The organism is Pseudomonas laurylsulfatiphila, assembly GCF_002934665.1.
In the GTDB taxonomy this organism is placed as follows: Bacteria; Pseudomonadota; Gammaproteobacteria; order Pseudomonadales; family Pseudomonadaceae; genus Aquipseudomonas; species Aquipseudomonas laurylsulfatiphila.
This window is the reverse complement of the sequence record NZ_NIRS01000003.1, coordinates 792801-812534: the sequence shown is the minus strand read 5'-3', so window position 1 is coordinate 812534 and position 19734 is coordinate 792801. Positions and strand designations below refer to the sequence as shown.

Below are 19734 nucleotides of genomic sequence, written 5' to 3'. Positions count from 1 at the left end.
GTGTCTCTGATCGCTTCTGACCACTTCCGCATCGTTGTCGGCCTCGGCAAGAGCGGCATGTCCCTGGTTCGCTTCCTGGCGAACCGGGGCGTGGCGTTTGCCGTGGCCGATACGCGGGAAAATCCACCGGAACTGGCCACGCTCAAGCGTGACTATCCGCACGTGGAAGTGCGTTGTGGCGAGCTGGACGTCGAATTCCTGTGCCGCGCCGACGAGCTCTACGTGAGCCCCGGCCTGGCGCTGGCGACCCCGGCCCTGCAGGCCGCCGCCGCACGTGGCGTGAAATTGTCCGGTGACATCGAGCTGTTCGCGCGTAACGCGAAGGCGCCGATCGTGGCCATCAGCGGTTCCAACGCGAAAAGCACCGTCACCACCCTGGTCGGCGAAATGGCGGCGGCGGCGGGCAAGCGTGTGGCCGTCGGCGGCAACCTCGGTACGCCGGCGCTGGATCTGCTTCGCGACGACGTCGAGCTGTACGTGATGGAGTTGTCGAGTTTCCAGCTGGAAACCACCGATCAACTCAACGCCGAAGTGGCGACCGTGCTCAACGTCAGCGAAGACCACATGGACCGTTACAGCGGTCTTCCGGCCTATCACCTGGCCAAGCACCGGATCTTCCGTGGTGCCCGGCAGTTCGTGGTCAATCGCCAGGATGCCCTGAGCCGTCCGTTGATCGGCGAGGGCCAGCCGTGCTGGACCTTCGGCCTGAGCAAACCCGATTTCAAAGCCTTCGGCATCCGTGAAGAAGACGGCGAGAAATACCTGGCCTTCGAATTCCAGAACCTGATGCCGGTGCGTGAATTGAAGATTCGTGGTGCCCACAACCAGTCCAACGCCCTGGCAGCCCTGGCCCTGGGCCATGCGGTCGGCTTGCCGTTCGATGCCATGCTGTCGAGCCTGCGTACCTTCGCCGGTCTCGAGCATCGCTGCCAATGGGTCCGCGACCTCGACGGCGTGGGCTACTACAACGATTCCAAGGCCACCAACGTCGGTGCTGCACTGGCGGCCATCGAAGGCCTGGGCGCGGACATCGACGGCAAGGTCGTGCTGATCGCCGGCGGTGACGGCAAGGGTGCCGAGTTCAAGGACCTGCGCGATCCGGTGGCGGCCAACTGCCGGGCCGTGGTGCTGATGGGCCGCGACTCCGACAAGATCGGCGAGGCCATTGGCGACGCTGTTCCGCTGATCCGCGTCGCTTCCCTGGTCGAAGCCGTCGAACAATGCCGCGCCGCCGCGCAGCCGGGCGACGTGGTGCTGCTGTCGCCTGCCTGCGCCAGCTTCGACATGTTCAAGAACTACGAAGACCGTGGTCACCAGTTCGTCCAAGCCGTGGAGGATCTGGCATGAGCCTGAAAGGCATCATCAAACCGTATCCATCGCCGCTCATCACCGGGCGCGGTATCGACCTCGACTTCCCGATGCTCGCCGGTTGCCTGACACTGCTCGGCCTGGGGCTGATCATGATTGCCTCGGCATCCACCGAAGTGGCAGCCGTGCAGTCGGGCAGCGCCCTGTATTACATGATCCGCCACCTTATTTACGTGGTGCTGGGCCTGGGTGCCTGCATCGTTACCATGATGATCCCGATTGCCACCTGGCAACGCCTGGGCTGGCTGATGCTGCTGGGGGCGTTCGGCTTGCTGGTGATGGTGATCATTCCAGGGATCGGCCGCGAGGTTAACGGCTCGATGCGCTGGATCGGCTTCAGTTTCTTCAACGTCCAGCCTTCCGAGATCGCCAAGGTGTTCGTGGTGATCTACCTCGCCGGTTACCTGGTGCGCCGGCAGAAAGAAGTGCGTGAAAGCTGGATGGGCTTTTTCAAGCCGTTCATCGTGCTGCTGCCGATGGCGGGCCTGCTGCTGATGGAGCCGGACTTCGGTGCCACCGTCGTGATGATGGGGGCGGCGGCGGCGATGCTGTTTCTTGGCGGCGTGGGGCTGTTCCGTTTTTCCCTGATGGTGGTGCTGGCTGTCGGCGCGGTGGTGCTGTTGATTCAAATGCAGCCGTATCGGATGGCGCGCCTGACCAACTTCGCCGACCCGTGGGCCGACCAGTTTGGTGCCGGTTATCAGTTGTCCCAGGCATTGATCGCTTTCGGTCGCGGCGAATGGCTGGGCGTTGGCCTGGGCAACAGCGTGCAGAAACAGTTCTACCTGCCCGAAGCCCACACTGACTTCGTGTTCTCGGTCCTGGCCGAAGAGCTGGGGGCGGTGGGTTCGCTGTGCACCGTGGCATTGTTCGTCTTCGTGTGTATTCGCGGCATGTACATTGGTTTGTGGGCCGAAAAGGCCAAGCAATTCTTCGCCGCCTATGTTGCCTACGGTCTGTCGTTCCTGTGGATCGGCCAGTTCCTGATCAACATCGGTGTGAACGTCGGCCTGTTGCCGACCAAGGGCCTGACCCTGCCGTTCCTCAGTTACGGCGGCAGTTCGTTGGTGATCTGCTGTGCCTGTCTCGGCTTGTTGCTGCGCATCGAGTGGGAGAGTCGTACTCACCTGGGCAGCGAGGAGATGGAGTTCCATGAGAGCGACTTCGCCGAGGAGCCGCACCATGGGCGCTAACGTGATGATCATGGCCGGCGGCACCGGTGGCCACGTGTTCCCGGCGCTGGCCTGTGCCCGCGAATTCCAGGCGCGCGGCTATACCGTGCACTGGCTTGGCACCCCGCGTGGCATCGAGAACGATCTGGTGCCGGCAGCCGGTATTGAGCTGCATCGGATCAACGCCAGTGGTCTGCGGGGCAAGGGCAAGCTGTCGCTGCTCAAGGCACCGTTCATGTTGTTCAAGTCGGTCTGGCAGGCACGCGCGATCATTCGCCGTCTGCAACCGGTCTGCGTCGTGGGCTTTGGTGGCTTTGTGACTGGCCCTGGCGGTGTCGCAGCCAAACTGGCCGGCGTGCCGGTGATCGTTCATGAACAGAACGCGGTGGCCGGTACCGCCAATCGGTTGCTGGTGCCGTTGGCCGCCCGAGTCTGTGAAGCGTTCCCCGACACCTTTACCCTGTCGGACAGCCGCCGGACCACCGGTAACCCGGTGCGCACCGAGCTGTTCCTCGAGACATCGCGACCTGCCCTGGCCGGTCGCAAGGCGCGCTTGCTGATCCTGGGCGGAAGCCTGGGCGCAGAACCGTTGAACAAATTGCTACCTGAAGCCCTGTCGCAAGTCGCTGCCGACTTGCGTCCGGAAGTGTTCCATCAGGCTGGCAAAAACCACGATGAAGTGACTGCAGAGCGCTATCGCGCGGCTGGCGTCCAGGCGCAGGTGCAGCCCTTCATCAAAGACATGGCCCAAGCCTACAGCTGGGCCGACCTGGTGGTCTGTCGCGCAGGCGCGCTGACCATCAGTGAACTGGCCGCCGCCGGTCTGCCCTCGATGCTGGTGCCTTTGCCCCATGCCATCGACGATCACCAGACCCGCAACGCCGAATATTTGGCCCGTGAAGGCGCAGCCTTCCTGATGCCACAAAGAACGACTGGCGCAGCGGATCTTGCCGCTCGCCTGACAGAGGTCCTGATGCAACCACAACGACTCAACGAAATGGCTACCGCGGCACGCCGCCTCGCCAAACCCGATGCCACCCGTAACGTCGTCGATAGCTGCCTGGAGGTGGCCCATGGTTGAGAGTCAGAAAGCCATGCCACAACCGGAAATGCGCCGCATCCGTCGCATCCACTTCGTCGGTATCGGCGGTGTGGGCATGTGCGGGATCGCCGAAGTGTTGCTGAACCTGGGGTATGCCGTATCCGGTTCCGACCTGAAGGCTTCGCCGGTGACCGAACGCCTGGAGTCCTTCGGCGCGCAGATCTTCATCGGCCACCGCGCCGAGAACGCCGCTGCCGCCGACGTGCTGGTGGTGTCGAGCGCCGTGAACACCTCCAACCCGGAAGTCGCAACCGCGCTGGAACGCCGTATTCCGGTGGTGCCGCGTGCCGAGATGCTGGCCGAGCTGATGCGTTATCGCCACGGTATCGCCGTTGCCGGTACCCACGGCAAAACCACCACCACCAGCCTGATCGCTTCGGTGTTCGCCGCCGGTGGCTTGGACCCGACGTTCGTGATCGGTGGCCGCCTGAATGCCGCGGGCACCAATGCCCAGCTTGGCACCAGCCGCTACCTTATTGCCGAGGCCGACGAAAGCGACGCCAGCTTCCTGCACTTGCAGCCGCTGGTGGCCGTGGTTACCAACATCGACGCCGATCACATGGCGACCTACGACGGTGACTTCAACAAGCTGAAGAAAACCTTCGTCGAGTTCCTGCACAACCTGCCGTTCTACGGTCTGGCGGTGGTGTGCCTGGACGATCCGGTGGTGCGTGAAATCCTCCCGCAGGTCAAACGTCCGACCGTGACCTACGGCTTCGGCGAAGACTGCGACGTGCGCGCCATCAATGTGCGCCAGCAGGGCATGCAGACCTTCTTCACCGTGCTGCGCCCTGACCGCGAGCCACTGGATGTGTCGGTGAACATGCCGGGCAACCACAACGTATTGAACTCGCTGGCAACCATCTGCATCGCCACCGACGAAGGCGTCAGCGATGAAGCCATCGTCCAGGGCCTGTCCGGGTTCCAGGGTGTCGGCCGACGCTTCCAGGTCTACGGCGAACTGCCGGTGGACGGCGGCAACGTGATGCTGGTCGACGACTACGGTCACCACCCGACCGAAGTCGCGGCCGTGATCAAGGCCGTACGTGGTGGCTGGCCGGAGCGCCGCCTGGTGATGGTCTACCAGCCGCACCGCTACAGCCGCACCCGTGACCTGTACGACGATTTCGTCAATGTACTGGCCGACGCCAACGTGCTGCTGCTGATGGAAGTCTATCCGGCCGGCGAAGAGCCGATTCCGGGGGCCGACAGCCGCAAACTGTGCAACAGCATCCGTCAGCGTGGCCAGCTCGACCCGATCTACATCGAGCGTGGTGTCGACCTCGCGCCAGTGGTCAAGCCGCTGCTGCGTGCCGGTGACATCCTGCTGTGCCAGGGCGCCGGTGATATCGGCGGTCTCGCACCAAAACTGTTGAAAAGCGAGTTGTTCGCCGGTGCCGTTGCCGCACCGGAGAAGGGGAAGTTGAAATGACTGCTGCCTACGCCAACCTGTTCTCCACGATCGCGCCGAAAGACTTCGGCCGCGTCGCCGTGCTGTTCGGCGGCAAGAGTGCCGAACGCGAGGTGTCCCTGAAGTCGGGCAACGCGGTTCTCGACGCGCTGTTAAGCGCCGGTGTCGACGCGTTCGGCCTCGACGTGGGCGATGACCTGCTGCAGCGTCTGCTCAATGAAAAAATCGACCGCGCCTTCATCATCCTCCACGGTCGTGGCGGTGAAGACGGCAGCATGCAGGGTCTGCTCGAATGCCTGGGCATTCCGTACACCGGCAGCGGCATCCTGGCGTCGGCCCTGGCCATGGACAAACTGCGCACCAAGCAGGTCTGGCACAGCCTGGGCATTCCGACGCCACGGCACGCAGTCCTTTGCAGCGAGGCCGATTGTATTTCGGCAGCGACGGAACTGGGCTTCCCTTTGATCGTCAAACCGGCCCATGAAGGTTCAAGTATCGGTATGGCCAAAGTGAGTTCCGCGTCCGAATTGATCGACGCATGGAAAGCGGCCAGTACCTACGATTCGCAAGTGTTGGTCGAGCAATGGATTCACGGTCCGGAGTTCACCATCGCCACCCTGCGTGACCAGGTGTTGCCTCCGATTGCCCTGGGCACGACGCACAGCTTCTACGACTACGACGCCAAGTACATCGCCAACGATACCCAGTACCGCATTCCTTGCGGTCTGGAGAGCGCCAAGGAACAGGAACTCATGGACCTCACGGCGAAAGCCTGTGAAGCGCTGGGTATCGCCGGTTGGGGCAGGGCAGACGTGATGCAGGACGCCGAAGGGCAGTTCTGGTTCCTGGAAGTCAACACCGCACCGGGTATGACCGACCACAGCCTGGTGCCGATGGCGGCCCGTGCTGCCGGTCTGGATTTCCAGCAACTGGTCCTGGCCATTCTGGCCGAGAGCGTTGCCGGCAACGCTGCCGGTCACCAAGAGTCGACGAGAGGTTAAGGCCATGCAAGGCGCTCAGCTCAGACATCAGCCTCCCGCACCCGGCCGCAAGCCGGTGCCACGGGGTGCCAGCCGAATGGTGGCCAAAGAGCCGATGTCCGCGCGCCTGCCGAAAGCCAACTTCGGTTTTCTCAAAGCGTTGTTCTGGCCGGTGCTGCTGGTGGCCTTGGGGTTCGGTACTTATGAAGGCGCGACACGCTTGTTGCCGTATGCCGACCGGCCGATCACCAAAATCAACGTGCAGGGCGACCTGAGTTACATCAGCCAGCAAGCGGTGCAGCAGCGGATCGCCCCGTACGTGGCGTCGAGCTTCTTCACCATCGACCTGGAGAGCATGCGTACCGAGCTTGAAACGATGCCATGGATTGCCCACGCCGAAGTGCGCAGGGTGTGGCCGGATCAAGTGGTGATCCGCCTGGAAGAACAACTGCCGGTGGCCCGTTGGGGCGACGAGTCGCTGTTGAACAACCAGGGCCAGGCCTTCACCCCGCGCGAGCTGGCGAACTACGAACACTTGCCTCAACTGTTCGGCCCACAGCGGGCCCAGCAGCAGGTGATGCAGCAGTACCAGGTGCTGAGTCAGATGCTCCGGCCTCTGGGCTTCTCGATTGCGCGCCTGGAGTTGCGTGAACGCGGCAGCTGGTTCCTGACCACCGGACCCGGCAGTGCCGGCCCGGGGATCGAACTGCTGCTCGGACGCGGCAACCTGGTGGAAAAGATGCGCCGCTTCATCGCCATCTATGACAAGACGCTCAAAGAACAGATTACGAACATTGCGCGCATCGATCTGCGCTACGCCAACGGCCTCGCTGTTGGCTGGCGGGAACCTGTAGCGCCCACGGCAGCCCAACCCGCTGTCGCGAAGAATTAAGAAGAGGCAGGACCCATGGCAAACGTGCAAAGCGGCAAAATGATCGTCGGTCTCGATATCGGCACCTCCAAGGTGGTGGCGCTGGTAGGCGAGGTCGCGGACGACGGCACGCTGGAAATCGTCGGGATCGGTACCCATCCGTCCCGTGGCCTGAAAAAAGGCGTGGTGGTGAATATCGAATCCACCGTGCAATCGATCCAGCGCGCCATCGAAGAAGCGCAGTTGATGGCCGGTTGCCGCATTCACTCGGCATTCGTCGGCGTGGCCGGCAATCACATCCGCAGCCTGAACTCCCACGGTATCGTGGCGATTCGTGATCGCGAAGTCAGCTCGGCCGACCTCGAGCGCGTGCTCGACGCTGCCCAGGCCGTGGCGATCCCGGCTGACCAGCGCGTGCTGCACACCTTGCCGCAAGACTACGTGATCGATAACCAGGAAGGCGTCCGCGAGCCGCTGGGCATGTCCGGCGTGCGTCTGGAAGCCAAGGTCCACGTGGTCACCTGCGCCGTCAATGCCGCACAGAACATTGAAAAATGCGTGCGTCGCTGCGGCCTGGAAATCGACGACATCATTCTCGAGCAACTGGCTTCCGCGTATTCGGTACTGACCGACGACGAGAAAGAGCTGGGCGTGTGCCTGGTGGACATCGGTGGCGGTACCACCGACATCGCGATCTTCACCGAGGGTGCGATTCGTCACACCGCGGTCATCCCGATTGCTGGCGACCAGGTGACCAACGACATCGCCATGGCGTTGCGCACTCCGACCCAGTACGCCGAAGAAATCAAGATTCGCTACGCCTGCGCCCTGGCCAAACTGGCCGGTGCCGGTGAAACCATCAAGGTGCCAAGCGTTGGCGACCGTCCGCCACGCGAACTGTCCCGCCAGGCCCTGGCCGAAGTGGTCGAGCCGCGCTACGACGAACTGTTCACGCTGATCCAGGCCGAACTGCGCCGCAGCGGCTACGAAGACCTGATCCCGGCCGGCATCGTGCTGACCGGCGGTACCGCGAAGATGGAAGGTGCCACTGAACTGGCCGAGGAAATCTTCCACATGCCGGTGCGCCTGGGCGTGCCGCATGGCGTGAAAGGTCTGGATGACGTGGTACGCAACCCGATCTATTCCACCGGCGTCGGCCTGTTGATGTACGGCCTGCAGAAGCAGTCCGACGGCATCTCGTTCTCGGGCATCGGCAGCCGCGACAGCTACAGCAACGAAGAGCCACAGGCTCCGCTGCTGGACCGCCTGAAGAAGTGGGTCCAGGGCAATTTCTGAAGATTTACCGCAACACCGTTACACCGAAGCACGCAGTAGGCGAAAAAACTAGAGAATGTAAAGGAGAGGGAAAATGTTCGAACTCGTAGACAACATCCCCGCAAGCCCGGTAATCAAAGTTATCGGTGTCGGCGGTGGCGGCGGCAACGCTGTCAACCACATGGTCAAGAGCAACATCGAAGGCGTCGAGTTCATCTGCGCCAACACCGATGCTCAAGCGCTGAAAAACATCGGCGCGCGTACCATCCTGCAACTGGGCACCGGCGTGACCAAGGGCCTGGGCGCTGGCGCCAACCCTGAAGTCGGCCGTCAAGCCGCTCTGGAAGACCGTGAGCGCATTGCCGAAGTCCTGCAGGGCACCAACATGGTGTTCATCACCACTGGCATGGGCGGTGGTACCGGTACCGGTGCTGCGCCGATCATCGCCGAAGTGGCCAAGGAAATGGGCATCCTCACCGTTGCGGTGGTGACCCGTCCGTTCCCGTTCGAAGGCCGCAAGCGTATGCAGATCGCCGACGAAGGCATCCGCATGCTCTCCGAAAGCGTCGACTCGTTGATCACCATTCCCAACGAGAAGCTGCTGACCATCCTCGGTAAAGACGCCAGCCTGCTGTCGGCTTTCGCCAAGGCTGACGATGTACTGGCCGGTGCCGTTCGCGGTATCTCCGACATCATCAAGCGTCCGGGCATGATCAACGTCGACTTCGCCGACGTGCGTACCGTGATGAGCGAAATGGGCATGGCGATGATGGGCACTGGCTGCGCCAGCGGTCCGAACCGTGCACGCGAGGCCACCGAAGCGGCCATTCGCAACCCGCTGCTGGAAGACGTGAACCTGCAAGGCGCTCGCGGCATCCTGGTAAACATTACCGCCGGTCCGGATCTGTCTCTGGGCGAATACTCCGACGTGGGTAGCATCATCGAGGCATTCGCTTCGGAACACGCGATGGTCAAGGTCGGTACCGTTATCGATCCGGACATGCGTGACGAGCTGCACGTGACTGTCGTTGCAACCGGTCTGGGCGCTAAAATCGAGAAGCCTGTGAAGGTCATCGACAATACCGTTCACACTTCGATGGCTGCACAGCCACAACAACAGGCCCCTGTTCGTCAGGAAGCTCCAGCGGTGAACTACCGTGACCTGGACCGTCCGACCGTCATGCGCAACCAGGCCCAGGCCGGAGCTGCGACTGCCGCGAAGATGAATCCGCAAGATGACCTGGACTACCTGGACATCCCGGCTTTCCTGCGTCGTCAGGCCGATTGATGAAATGTATCAGGGCTATGAAGGTGATTGGTGTTCAGCAAAGGCGTGGTCTGCTATCATCGCCAGCCTTTGTTGATACCAGTTCGCAATTTGCGCTGAAGCGGCCCATGCCATGATTAAACAACGCACCCTGAAGAATATTATCCGTGCCACAGGTGTCGGCCTGCACTCCGGGGAGAAGGTCTATCTGACCCTCAAGCCAGCGCCTGTCGACACTGGCATTGTGTTTTGTCGCGCCGACCTCGATCCCGTGGTGCAGATTCCTGCCCGCGCGGAAAACGTCGGTGAAACCACTATGTCGACCACGCTCGTTAATGGTGACGTCAAAGTGGACACGGTAGAGCACTTGCTCTCGGCCATGGCAGGCCTGGGCATCGATAACGCCTACGTCGAGCTCTCCGCGTCCGAAGTCCCGATCATGGATGGTAGCGCTGGACCTTTCGTATTCCTGATTCAATCGGCTGGCCTGGAAGAACAGGACGCCGCCAAGAAGTTCATCCGCATCCTGCGTGAAGTGACAGTGGAAGATGGCGACAAGCGCGCTACTTTCGTCCCTTTCGAAGGGTTCAAAGTGAGCTTCGAGATCGATTTCGATCACCCGGTTTTCCGTGACCGCACCCAAAGTGCAAGCGTGGATTTTTCCAGCACTTCGTTCGTAAAAGAAGTCAGCCGCGCCCGTACCTTTGGTTTCATGAGTGACATCGAGTACCTGCGCAAGCACAACCTCGCACTCGGCGGCAGTGTTGAAAACGCTATTGTGGTCGACGCCGATGGCGTACTGAACGAAGACGGTCTTCGTTATGAAGACGAATTCGTGAAGCACAAGATCCTCGATGCAATTGGTGACCTCTACCTGCTGGGCAATAGCCTGATTGGTGAGTTCAAGGGCTTCAAGTCCGGCCATGCACTGAACAACCAGCTGCTGCGCAAGTTGATTGAGCAGACAGATGCCTGGGAAGTCGTGACGTTCGAAGACGCCAGCACTGCACCGATCTCTTACATGCGCCCGGTTGCGGCCGTGTAAGCAAAAAACCTCTCTAGTTTTTTAAAGGCTACCTTCGGGTGGCCTTTTTTTATGCCGGCCGAAAAGTGCAAAGATCGCAGCCTGCGGCAGCTCCTACAGGGAAGTGCATTCCAAATGTAGGAGCTGCCGCAGGCTGCGATCTGTTTTCAGGCAGCACAAACAACCCGGTTCCGCCCCCTCTCCTTGGCCTGATACAGCGCCTTGTCCGCACTGAACAGCAACTGTTCCAGGGTGATTTCGCTGGCCGCCGTCCAGGTGGCAATACCGATACTCACGCTCATCGGTTGCTCACCGGCGTCGACCAGTGGCAGTTTTTGCACAGCCTCACGAATATGTTCGGCAATCTGCCGTGCACCATCACTGCCTGTTTCGGCCAGGACCACCGAAAACTCTTCGCCTCCGTAGCGCGCCACCAGGTCTGTGGGGCGATGGACATTGGCACTGATGACCTCGGCCAAGGCCCGTAACGCTTCGTCGCCGGCCTGATGCCCGTGCCGGTCATTGAAGGCCTTGAAGTGATCGGCATCGATCATCAGCAACGACAACGGCTTGCCACTGCGCTGCGCGCGAAACCATTCATGGCGCAGGGTCTGATCAAGGGATCGGCGGTTGGCCACGCCGGTCAAGGCATCGGTGGCCGCCAGTTGCGACAATTCCTGCTCGGCATTCTGGCGCAGGCGCAACTCGCGGCAGAGCAGCCAGGTCAACCACAGCAAACCGATGCACAAAACCCCGGTAGCACCGCTGATCACATAGGCCGTACGGCTCCAGGTGGCGAACACCTCATCCAGAGAAAGGGCCACGATGACAGTCAGCGGCAGGTTGCCGACCCGGGTAAAGGTGTACAAGCGCCGTTGATGGTCGACGCTCGACACGCTTTCGAAGGTGCCATTGCGCTCCTGCAGCATGCGTACGACGTTGGGGCGGCTGGAGAAGCTTTTGCCGATGGAGTTCGGTTCCCGGTACGGCTTCTGCGCCAAGAGGATCCCGTCATTGTCGATGATGCCCAGGGTGCTGCCGGTGCCGATGTCGAGGCTGTTGAACAACTGATCGAAGTAGCTCATGCGCATCGAGGCGACCGCGACCCCCAGAAACTCCCCTGTGGGCGAGGAAATGCGCCGGCTGAAACTGATGCGCCATTCGTCGCTGTCATCGCAGTCGCAGCGCGGCTTGAACGGTCGGCTGATAAACATGCCGGTGTCACGATTGAAGACATGGGCCAGGAAATAATCGCGGTCAGCGAAGTTACCCGGTTTCGGTTCGATCAACGATGAGTCGGCCAGCACGTCGCCGTGTTTGTCCAGCAGCAGGATGTCGCCCTTGTAGCGCGCGGTGGTGGAGCGGTCGAACAGCGCCAGATGACGAATCTGCGGCGAAACCTGTTTCAGGTCGTCCCGTTGGGCGGCGGCGATCAGGCCCTGCAAGGTCAGATCATAGAGCTCGACCGTACGCAGGACATCGGCATCGATCAGTTGCGCAATGGTGGTCGCGCTGCGTGTGGCGGTCTGCTGAGCGTTGGCGTGTTCGCGGATCAGCAGAAAAGTGACGATGCACAGGATCGAGATGACCGTCAGGGTGCTGCCGAAGATCACCATGATCTCGGGTCGCCCGGACGGGCCTTGAAAATGTGGGGTTCGGCTTGCGGTCATAGGGCTGACGTCTGCTAAAGGGACGCTGTAAGCGTAGTTGCATTAGCGTCGCAGCCGGGGGAATCGTGCTTGTTGCTCTAACGATTGATCAATGATGTAGGCGTCAGCGTTTGTCGTTGCGAAAATTGCAATGAAAGTTGACTCGCCGCGATAAAAAAAGCCGCTGAAAGCAGCGGCTTTGCAGACAACTTTTCAAAGGGAAGAGCCGATGAAAAGTGTCGTGGGAAGCAGGAGTAAGCGGTGCAGATCAGCTGTCCTTCTCGACCTGTGGCAGGGCCTGAGTGGTCGAGGCTTGCGGGGCTTGGGCGTCTTGCGCAGCCTTGGCCGTCATCTCGATCTGCTGCTCTTGGAACGCTGCAGCGCGTGCGGCGTTCTGTGCGACGAAAGTCTGCGATTCTTCCGCCATCGCCAATGGCGACAGGAACAAAGAGGACAAAACGAAAGCGCTGGCAATACCCATACTGTTGGACATCTTTAAAACCTTCTTGCTTGGCAAGTGCTGTTTGGTGCGGGCAAAGATAAGGATCTTGAGCGAGGGGAAAAAGAGCGGATTCATGAAAGGACTGTTGCTGTTATGGCAACAGTTGGTTGGTCGCGCACTTGTGTTCAACCCGGAACCAATGTGGGAGCGAGCTTGCTCGCGATAGCATCACCTCGGTTCAGAAGTTGCACCGAGTCGCTTGCATCGCGAGCAAGCTCGCTCCCACAAAGGAAGAGGGGGTCAGACAGGAAGATGAATCCCGAACGTATTCATCCCATGGTCACTGCGCACGAACACATCGCCGCCATGCATCAACGCAATCGCCTTGACGATGGCCAGCCCAAGGCCATGGTTGTGGCCGCTGTTGCTGCGCGATGCATCGACCCGGTAGAAACGCTCGAACAGCCGTGGCAGATGTTCGCGGGCAATCGGTGAGCCGGGGTTGGCGACGCCGATGCTGACCTGATGTTCTGCGGCTTCAATGTGCACTTCAATCACCTGACCGGGCGCGGTGTGCTGCACCGCGTTGTTCAGCAGATTGATCAACGCCCGGCGCAGATGGGCGATCTCGATGCTCACTTGCGCGTCACCACTGACCTCTACCTGGACCTGAGCGTCCTCAAGAATGAAGTCCAGGTATTCCAGGGTCGTGGCCACCTCATCGGCCAGCGACGTGGACGTCAATCTGGTTGCCTTGCTGCCCTGATCGGCACTGGCCAGGAACAGCATGTCGTTGATGATCGAACGCAGCCGCTCAAGCTCTTCGAGATTCGATTGCAGCACTTCGAAGTAATGCTCGGCGGAGCGTCCGCGGGTCAAGGCGACCTGGGTCTGGCCGATCAGGTTGGTCAGTGGCGAGCGCAGTTCGTGGGCGACGTCGGCATTGAAGGATTCAAGGCGTGAGTAAGCCTGCTCGACCCGTTCCAGGGTCGAGTTGAACGAGCTGACGAACTGATCGAGTTCCGGCGGCAACGGTGACAATCGCAAGCGCCCCGAGCGCAACGGCGGAGCCAGGCGCCGGGCTTCCTGGGACAGTTTGATCAGCGGCTTGAGGCCGATCCGCGCCACCCAATAACCCAGTGCCGAAGCCAGCAACACACCGACAATCGCCAGGCTGATCAGCGCAATCAACAGTTGATGCTGGGTCTGGAAAAACGTCTCGGTGTCGATGGCGATCATGAAGCGCAGCGGTGGGCGCTGGTCCTTGGCCGGGAATTCGCTGACCAGCACTTTCAGCGGATAGGGGTGGTCCGGCAGTTGCATGTCGCGCATGCCCAGTGGCCCTTGGGCAAAGGTGCGGATCTGCGGGGACAGGTTGCCGTATTCGTAATGCGGATCGCCGCTGATGATCCAGAAGCTGATGCGCTTGTCTTCTTCGCTCAGCAGATTGAGCTTGTTGTTGATCTTCACCCAATGCTCAGGCGTGCCGTAACGGCCGACCGTGGATTCGAGCACGCTGTAGCGCGCATCCAGCTCGGCTTCGGGCAACAGGCCCAGGCCTTTGTCGACCTGCTGGTACAAGGCCCAGCCGATCAACAGGAACACCAGCAGCGCCACCAGTGTGAACATCCCGCTCAGGCGCAAGGCAATGCTGTTACTGGACACCACGGCTCTCCAGCACATAACCCATGCCACGAATGGTGTGCAGCAGTTTCTCTTCGAAGGGTCCGTCGAGCTTGGCCCGCAGGCGTTTGATCGCGACTTCGACGACGTTGGCGTCGCTGTCGAAATTGATGTCCCAGACCATCTCGGCAATGGCGGTTTTCGAGAGGATTTCACCTTGGCGGCGCGCCAATACGCTGAGCAGCGAGAACTCCTTGGCGGTCAGGTCCAGCCGTGCGCCACCCCGGGTCGCCTTGCGGCTGATCAAATCTATCCACAGGTCGGCGATGCTCACTTGCACCGGTTCATGACCGCCGCTGCGCCGGGTCAGCGCTTGCAGGCGTGCCACCAGCTCAAGGAAGGAAAACGGTTTGCCCAGGTAATCATCGGCGCCGTCACGCAGGCCCCTGATGCGATCTTCCACACGTTCGCGGGCGGTGAGCATGATCACCGGGGTTTGCTTGCGCGCACGCAAGGCGCGCAACACGCCGAAGCCGTCGAGGCCCGGCAACATCACGTCGAGGACGATCACCGCGTAGTCGCTCTCCAGCGCCAGATGCAGGCCTTCGACCCCATCCCGCGCCAGGTCCACAGTGTAACCCTGTTCCGTCAGGCCGCGGTGCAGATAGTCCGCGGTTTTTTCTTCGTCTTCGATAATCAGGACGCGCATGACCCCGCCTCAGTCTGTGGTCGCCAGCGCCGGTACTGGCGGAGGTGCTGGTGAGAGAGTGTGCCTATGAAATAACCGCTCCAGCCACAAGTATATGACCGGCGTGGTGAACAGCGTCAGCGCCTGGCTCACCAGCAGGCCGCCGACTACCGCGATCCCCAGGGGTTGGCGCAACTCGGCGCCGGTGCCGTAGCCGAGCATCAGCGGCAGCGCGCCAAGCAGGGCGGCGAGGGTGGTCATGATGATCGGCCGGAACCGCGTGATGCAGGCCTTGAAGATCGCTTCTTCAGGTGACAGTCCGCCATTGCGCTGCGCTTCGAGGGCGAAGTCGATCATCAGGATGCCGTTTTTCTTGACGATACCGATCAACAGCACCAGGCCGATCAAGGCCATGATCGAAAAGTCCTGGCCGCAGATCCACAGCATGATCACTGCGCCGAGGCCCGCCGAAGGCAAGGTCGAAATGATAGTCAGTGGATGCACGAAGCTCTCGTAGAGCACGCCGAGAATGATGTACACCGCCACCAGCGCCGCCAGGATCAACCACGGCTGGCTGGCCAGCGAACTCTGGAACGCCTGGGCCGCGCCCTGGAAATTACCGCTGATGGTGGTTGGCATGCCGATGTCGGCCTTGGCCTGGTCGAGCATGATCACCGCATCGCCCAACGCCACGCCGGGCGCCAGGTTGAACGACAGGTTGGCGGCCGGGAACATGCCGTCATGGGCAATGGACAGTGGGCCGATGGTTGGCGCATCGAACCTGGCCAGGGCCGACAGCGGTACCATTTCCCCGCTCAGGGGCGAGCGCAGGTAGAAATAGTTGAGGCTTTCGGCTTTGCCGCGTTGCTGGGTGTCCAGCTCCAGGATCACGTTGTACTGGTTGACCTGGGTCTGGAATTCATTGATCTGGCGCTGGCCGAAGGCATCGTACAGGGCTTCGTCGACGTCGCTGGCGGTCAGGCCGAAACGCGCCGCGGCGCTGCGGTCGATGCTGATGTGGGTGATGCTGCCGCCCAGTTGCAAATCGTTGGAAATATCGCGGAAGGCCGGGGTGGCGCGCAGTTTTTCCGTCAGGCGCTGGGTCCAGGTGCTCAGGGTCGGACCATCGTTGCTCTTGAGCACATATTGATACTGGGCGCGGCTCGGGCCTGAACTGAGGTTGATGTCCTGGCCGGCGCGCAGGTACAGGACGATGCCCGGTACTTTCATCAGTTGCGGACGAATCCGGTCGATGAACTGACTGGCCGAGACATCGCGGTCGCTGCGTTTTTTCAGGGTGATCCAGAAGCGGCCGTTGGCGATGGTCTGGTTGCTGCCGGAGACACCGACCGAGTGCGAGAACGTTTCCACGGCAGGGTCGGCGGCGATGATTTCCGCCATGGCGAGGTGTTTTTTCACCATGTCGCCGTAGGAAATGTCAGCAGCGGCTTCGGTGGTGCCGAGGACGAAGCCGGTGTCCTGGATCGGGAAGAAGCCTTTAGGAATGAAGATGTATCCGGCGACGGCCAGACCCAGCGACAAAGCGAACACGCAGATCATCGTTTTCTGATGGGCGAGGGCGCGGCGCAGGCCTTTTTCGTACCAGGCCAACAGACGCTCACCAAAGCCCGGTTTGTCGTGGGCATGATGCAACGGCGCGCGCATGAACAGCGCGGCCAGGGTTGGCGCCAGGGTCAGCGACACCACCACCGAAATCATGATGGTCGAGGTGGCGGTCAGGGCGAACTCCTTGAACAGTCGCCCGACCACGCCCCCCATGAACAGCAACGGAATGAACGCCGCCACCAGCGAAAAGCTGATCGACACCACGGTGAAACCAATCTCGCCAGCGCCCTTGATCGCCGCTTCGCGCATGCCGTCGCCGGCCTCCAGGTGCCGGTGAATGTTTTCCACCACCACGATCGCATCGTCGACCACAAAGCCCACGGCCACCACGATCGCCACCAGCGTCAGGTTGTTCAGGCTGAAGCCCATGACGTACATCAGCGCAAAACTGGCGACCAGCGAAACCCCCAGTACCGCCGACACAATCAGGGTCGCCGACAACTGGCGCAGGAACAGCGCCATCACCGCCACCACCAGCATGATCGCGATCAGCAGGGTGATTTCGACTTCATGCAGGGACGCGCGAATGGTCTGGGTCCGGTCGATCAGCACCTTGACCTGCACCGAGGCGGGGAGCATCGCTTCCAGCGCCGGCAAGGCGGCCTGGATGCGGTCCACGGTTTCGACGATGTTGGCGCCCGGCTGGCGGAAGATCACCAGGTTCACCCCTGGTTGCGAGCCCGCCCAAGCCTGGACGTAGGCATCTTCCGAACCGTTGACGACTTTGGCGACATCGCGCAGATGAACCGGTGCGCCGTCCTTGTAGGAAACAATCAGCTGGCTGTAGTCCTCCGGGTGGAACAACTGGTCGTTGGTGGACAGGGTCGAGATGTTCGACTCCCCGTACAGCGCCCCCTTGGCCAGGTTGAGGCTGGTCTGCTGGATCGCCAGGCGGATGTCGGCGAGGGTCAGGCCGATGGCCGCGAGTTTGTCTGCCGAAACCTGGACGCGGATCGCCGGACGCTGCTGACCGGTAATGGCGACCTGGCCTACACCGTCGACCTGACTCAGCTGACGGGACAACAGGGTTTCCGTCAGGTCGCTGAGCTCCGGGCCGGGCATCAGCGAGGAGTTGACGCTGAGGATCAGCACCGGGCTGTCGGCCGGGTTGACCTTGCGCCAGGTCGGCAGGTTCGGCATGTCCTTGGGCAGCTTGCCCGCGGCCGTATTGATCGCCGCCTGCACTTCCTGGGCGGCGGTGTCGATACTCTTGTCGAGGGTGAATTGCAGGGTCAGGTTGGTCGAGCCCAGTGCACTGCTCGAGGTCATCTGGGTCACGCCGGGAATGGCACTGAATTGCACCTCAAGGGGCGTGGCCACCGAGGACGCCATGGTTTCCGGGCTGGCGCCGGGCAATTGCGCGGCTACCTGGATGGTCGGGAATTCTGCCTCCGGCAACGGCGCTACCGGCAGGCGCGGAAACGCGATGACGCCCAGCAGCACCAGGGCGAACGTCAGCAGGATCGTGGCCACCGGGTGGTCGATGCACCAGGCGGATACCGAACCATGGCCCTTCATTGTGCTGTCTCCGATTGCACCACTTGCGGCGGCTCGGTCATCACCTGCACCGTCGACCCCGGTTTGAGCCGCGACTGACCATCGCTGACCAGTACATCACCCGGTTTCACGCCCTTGATGATGTCCTGGCCGCTGCCTTGATAGACCATTTGCACCTGGACGGCTTCGACCTTGTCACCATTGACCCGGTACACGAAGTGCTGATCGAGGCCGCGTTGTACGACCGTCGGCGGCACTACCAGCGCATCTTTATCCAGGGCTGTCTGAATCTTTACCGTTACCAGCAGACCCGGCCACAGCTTCTGCCCCGGATTGTCGAACTCGGCCTTGGCGCGGATGGTGCCAGTGTTGGCATTGATCTGGTTGTCGATCAGGGTCAGGTGACCTTCGCCGAGCAGGTTGCCGGTTTCGCCGTCGGTGTCAGCTCCGATGTAGGCCTTGACCCGGGCGTGCTGTGGATCGTTGATCAGGCCCTGCAAGGTCGGCAGCATTTGCTGCGGCAGGGAGAACTCCACGGCGATCGGCTCGATCTGGGTCACGGTGAACAGGCCCTGGGTGTCGGTCATGCGCAGGAAGTTGCCTTCATCCACGGTGCGAATGCCGACGCGGCCTGTCACTGGGGAGCGAATCTGTGTGTAGGAAAGTTGTACCTGAGCTGCGTCGATTGAAGCCTGATTGCCTTGGACGGTGGCTTTGAGTTGGTTCACCAGCGCCTGTTGCTGGTCGTAGGTCTGCTTGGAAACACCGTCGTCAACGCTCAGCAGTTTGTAGCGTTTAAGGTTGACCAGCGCCACTTGCAGTTGCGCCTGGCTTTCGCCCAGCTGTGCCCGGGCCTGGTCGAGGCTGGCGCGGATCGAGCGGTCGTCGATGGTGGCCAGCAGGTCGTCTTTTTTCACCAGTTGGCCTTCCTTGACCATGATTTTGGTGAGGATGCCGTCGATTTGCGGGCGGACCACGACGCTGTGCAGGGACAGCACCGAACCGATGCCGCTGACGTAGCGTGGCACGTCTTTTTCGGCGACGGCGACCACGCGCACTGGGATGGCAGTGGGGGTGGCGAGTTTGGTCTTGACCGGTTGGGTGGCGTACCACAGGCCCAGCGCTGCCAGGACGATCAGAAGGGCGACGAGCAGGGCGGGGTTTTTCTGGATTCGCATGCGAGTGGGGCGCCGGGGCTGGGTTTTTGGTCGAAGGGTAGTTTCCTTTATAAACCTGTTTGGCGGTCAGGAGGGTGACGGGTAACTGACGGCGCTGTCAGCTTTGGGGGCTTGGCGGCCTCTGGGCCGACCATGTTGTTGGTTGACTGTGTACATATCCGTTTCTTCGGTAACGGCCACCTATGGTTTCGCCCTGACGGCGACTCACTTTTTTTAACAAACGCCTCAAAAAAAGTAAGCAAAAAAAGCGCTCGCCCCGAACGTACGGCCCCTCGCTTAGGCTCGGGGTTCCTTCGCTCCGGTATTCATCCGGGGGCATCGCCTCCGGTCGGCTTCGCTTCGACCTCCTCTCGATGTGTTCGGCTTCGCCGAACGGCGCTGCGCGCCCACCCCCGGATGAACACCTCCACTCAGCCTTCCGAGGGGGCGGGTGGATCAAGATCAAGAGCTGCAGGCGAGCTAACGCTCGGCCTGTTGAGTGGTGAAGAGCGTCTGTGTACGCCGACCCACTGTGGGGGCGAATCTGCTCTTCGGCTAAAACGCACTCCCCCTGTAGGAGCT

Annotated in this window: 15 protein-coding genes; 9 read left to right on the top strand and 6 right to left on the bottom strand. The window is 61.3% G+C overall.

Annotated elements, in window-relative coordinates:
- From murD to lpxC, 9 genes are all read left to right on the top strand, one after another.
- Entirely contained in the window at positions 1 to 1347 is a 1347-nt protein-coding gene (gene murD, locus CD175_RS14145) for a UDP-N-acetylmuramoyl-L-alanine--D-glutamate ligase (protein WP_104449359.1), read from the top strand.
- The gene (gene ftsW / locus CD175_RS14140; protein WP_007972603.1) at positions 1344 to 2561 is read left to right on the top strand and encodes a putative lipid II flippase FtsW; all 1218 of its coding nucleotides are present in this window, start codon (positions 1344 to 1346) and stop codon (positions 2559 to 2561) included. The genes murD and ftsW overlap by 4 nt, the downstream gene beginning before the upstream one ends.
- Entirely contained in the window at positions 2551 to 3621 is a 1071-nt protein-coding gene (gene murG, locus CD175_RS14135) for an undecaprenyldiphospho-muramoylpentapeptide beta-N-acetylglucosaminyltransferase (protein ID WP_104449358.1), read from the top strand. Before ftsW ends, murG begins: the two co-directional genes overlap by 11 nt.
- Positions 3614 to 5074, top strand: coding sequence for a UDP-N-acetylmuramate--L-alanine ligase (gene murC / locus CD175_RS14130; RefSeq protein WP_057713364.1), 1461 nt, complete (start codon positions 3614 to 3616; stop codon positions 5072 to 5074). The genes murG and murC overlap by 8 nt, the downstream gene beginning before the upstream one ends.
- Positions 5071 to 6054, top strand: a complete 984-nt coding sequence (locus CD175_RS14125) for a D-alanine--D-alanine ligase (RefSeq protein ID WP_104449357.1) — start codon at positions 5071 to 5073, stop codon at positions 6052 to 6054. Before murC ends, CD175_RS14125 begins: the two co-directional genes overlap by 4 nt.
- A gap of 4 nt (positions 6055 to 6058) precedes the next feature.
- On the top strand, positions 6059 to 6925 hold the full coding sequence (locus tag CD175_RS14120; RefSeq protein WP_104449356.1) for a cell division protein FtsQ/DivIB: 867 nt from the start codon (positions 6059 to 6061) through the stop codon (positions 6923 to 6925).
- A 15-nt stretch (positions 6926 to 6940) separates the two neighbouring features.
- Positions 6941 to 8200 carry a cell division protein FtsA gene (ftsA, locus tag CD175_RS14115; RefSeq protein ID WP_007972611.1) on the top strand — a complete coding sequence of 420 codons (1260 nt, stop codon included), beginning with the start codon at positions 6941 to 6943 and terminating at the stop codon, positions 8198 to 8200.
- Between the two features lie 73 nt (positions 8201 to 8273).
- Entirely contained in the window at positions 8274 to 9467 is a 1194-nt protein-coding gene (ftsZ, locus tag CD175_RS14110; protein WP_007972612.1) for a cell division protein FtsZ, read from the top strand.
- A gap of 112 nt (positions 9468 to 9579) precedes the next feature.
- A complete protein-coding gene (gene lpxC, locus CD175_RS14105; protein ID WP_007939852.1) occupies positions 9580 to 10491 on the top strand; it encodes a UDP-3-O-acyl-N-acetylglucosamine deacetylase in 912 nt (303 codons plus the stop codon).
- Positions 10492 to 10637: 146 nt separating this feature from the next.
- Here lpxC and CD175_RS14100 read toward each other — a convergent pair whose 3' ends face one another.
- The 6 genes from CD175_RS14100 to CD175_RS14075 form a co-directional block, all read right to left on the bottom strand.
- Positions 10638 to 12140, bottom strand: coding sequence for a sensor domain-containing diguanylate cyclase (locus CD175_RS14100; protein WP_104449355.1), 1503 nt, complete (start codon positions 12138 to 12140; stop codon positions 10638 to 10640).
- Positions 12141 to 12387: 247 nt separating this feature from the next.
- Entirely contained in the window at positions 12388 to 12612 is a 225-nt protein-coding gene (locus tag CD175_RS14095) for a hypothetical protein (RefSeq protein WP_104449448.1), read from the bottom strand.
- 249 nt (positions 12613 to 12861) lie between these two features.
- Entirely contained in the window at positions 12862 to 14226 is a 1365-nt protein-coding gene (locus tag CD175_RS14090) for a heavy metal sensor histidine kinase (protein WP_104449354.1), read from the bottom strand.
- Positions 14216 to 14893, bottom strand: coding sequence for a heavy metal response regulator transcription factor (locus CD175_RS14085; RefSeq protein ID WP_102698516.1), 678 nt, complete (start codon positions 14891 to 14893; stop codon positions 14216 to 14218). Before CD175_RS14085 ends, CD175_RS14090 begins: the two co-directional genes overlap by 11 nt.
- Before the next feature lie 9 nt (positions 14894 to 14902).
- On the bottom strand, positions 14903 to 18016 hold the full coding sequence (locus tag CD175_RS14080; RefSeq protein ID WP_104449353.1) for a multidrug efflux RND transporter permease subunit: 3114 nt from the start codon (positions 18014 to 18016) through the stop codon (positions 14903 to 14905).
- Complete coding sequence (locus tag CD175_RS14075) at positions 18013 to 19173, bottom strand: efflux RND transporter periplasmic adaptor subunit (protein WP_104449352.1); 1161 nt, start codon at positions 19171 to 19173, stop codon at positions 18013 to 18015. The genes CD175_RS14080 and CD175_RS14075 overlap by 4 nt, the downstream gene beginning before the upstream one ends.
- Positions 19174 to 19734 lie beyond the last annotated feature (561 nt).

Bases quoted from the DNA above. Each gene is read 5' to 3' on its own strand.
- murG (WP_104449358.1), top strand. From the start codon at position 2,551: ATGGGCGCTAACGTGATGATCATGGCCGGCGGCACCGGTGGCCACGTG.
- CD175_RS14085 (WP_102698516.1), bottom strand. From the start codon at position 14,893: ATGCGCGTCCTGATTATCGAAGACGAAGAAAAAACCGCGGACTATCTG.
- CD175_RS14125 (WP_104449357.1), top strand. From the start codon at position 5,071: ATGACTGCTGCCTACGCCAACCTGTTCTCCACGATCGCGCCGAAAGAC.
- lpxC (WP_007939852.1), top strand. From the start codon at position 9,580: ATGATTAAACAACGCACCCTGAAGAATATTATCCGTGCCACAGGTGTC.
- CD175_RS14100 (WP_104449355.1), bottom strand. From the start codon at position 12,140: ATGACCGCAAGCCGAACCCCACATTTTCAAGGCCCGTCCGGGCGACCC.
- CD175_RS14095 (WP_104449448.1), bottom strand. From the start codon at position 12,612: ATGTCCAACAGTATGGGTATTGCCAGCGCTTTCGTTTTGTCCTCTTTG.
- CD175_RS14120 (WP_104449356.1), top strand. From the start codon at position 6,059: ATGCAAGGCGCTCAGCTCAGACATCAGCCTCCCGCACCCGGCCGCAAG.
- ftsZ (WP_007972612.1), top strand. From the start codon at position 8,274: ATGTTCGAACTCGTAGACAACATCCCCGCAAGCCCGGTAATCAAAGTT.
- CD175_RS14080 (WP_104449353.1), bottom strand. From the start codon at position 18,016: ATGAAGGGCCATGGTTCGGTATCCGCCTGGTGCATCGACCACCCGGTG.
- CD175_RS14075 (WP_104449352.1), bottom strand. From the start codon at position 19,173: ATGCGAATCCAGAAAAACCCCGCCCTGCTCGTCGCCCTTCTGATCGTC.
- murC (WP_057713364.1), top strand. From the start codon at position 3,614: ATGGTTGAGAGTCAGAAAGCCATGCCACAACCGGAAATGCGCCGCATC.
- ftsA (WP_007972611.1), top strand. From the start codon at position 6,941: ATGGCAAACGTGCAAAGCGGCAAAATGATCGTCGGTCTCGATATCGGC.
- ftsW (WP_007972603.1), top strand. From the start codon at position 1,344: ATGAGCCTGAAAGGCATCATCAAACCGTATCCATCGCCGCTCATCACC.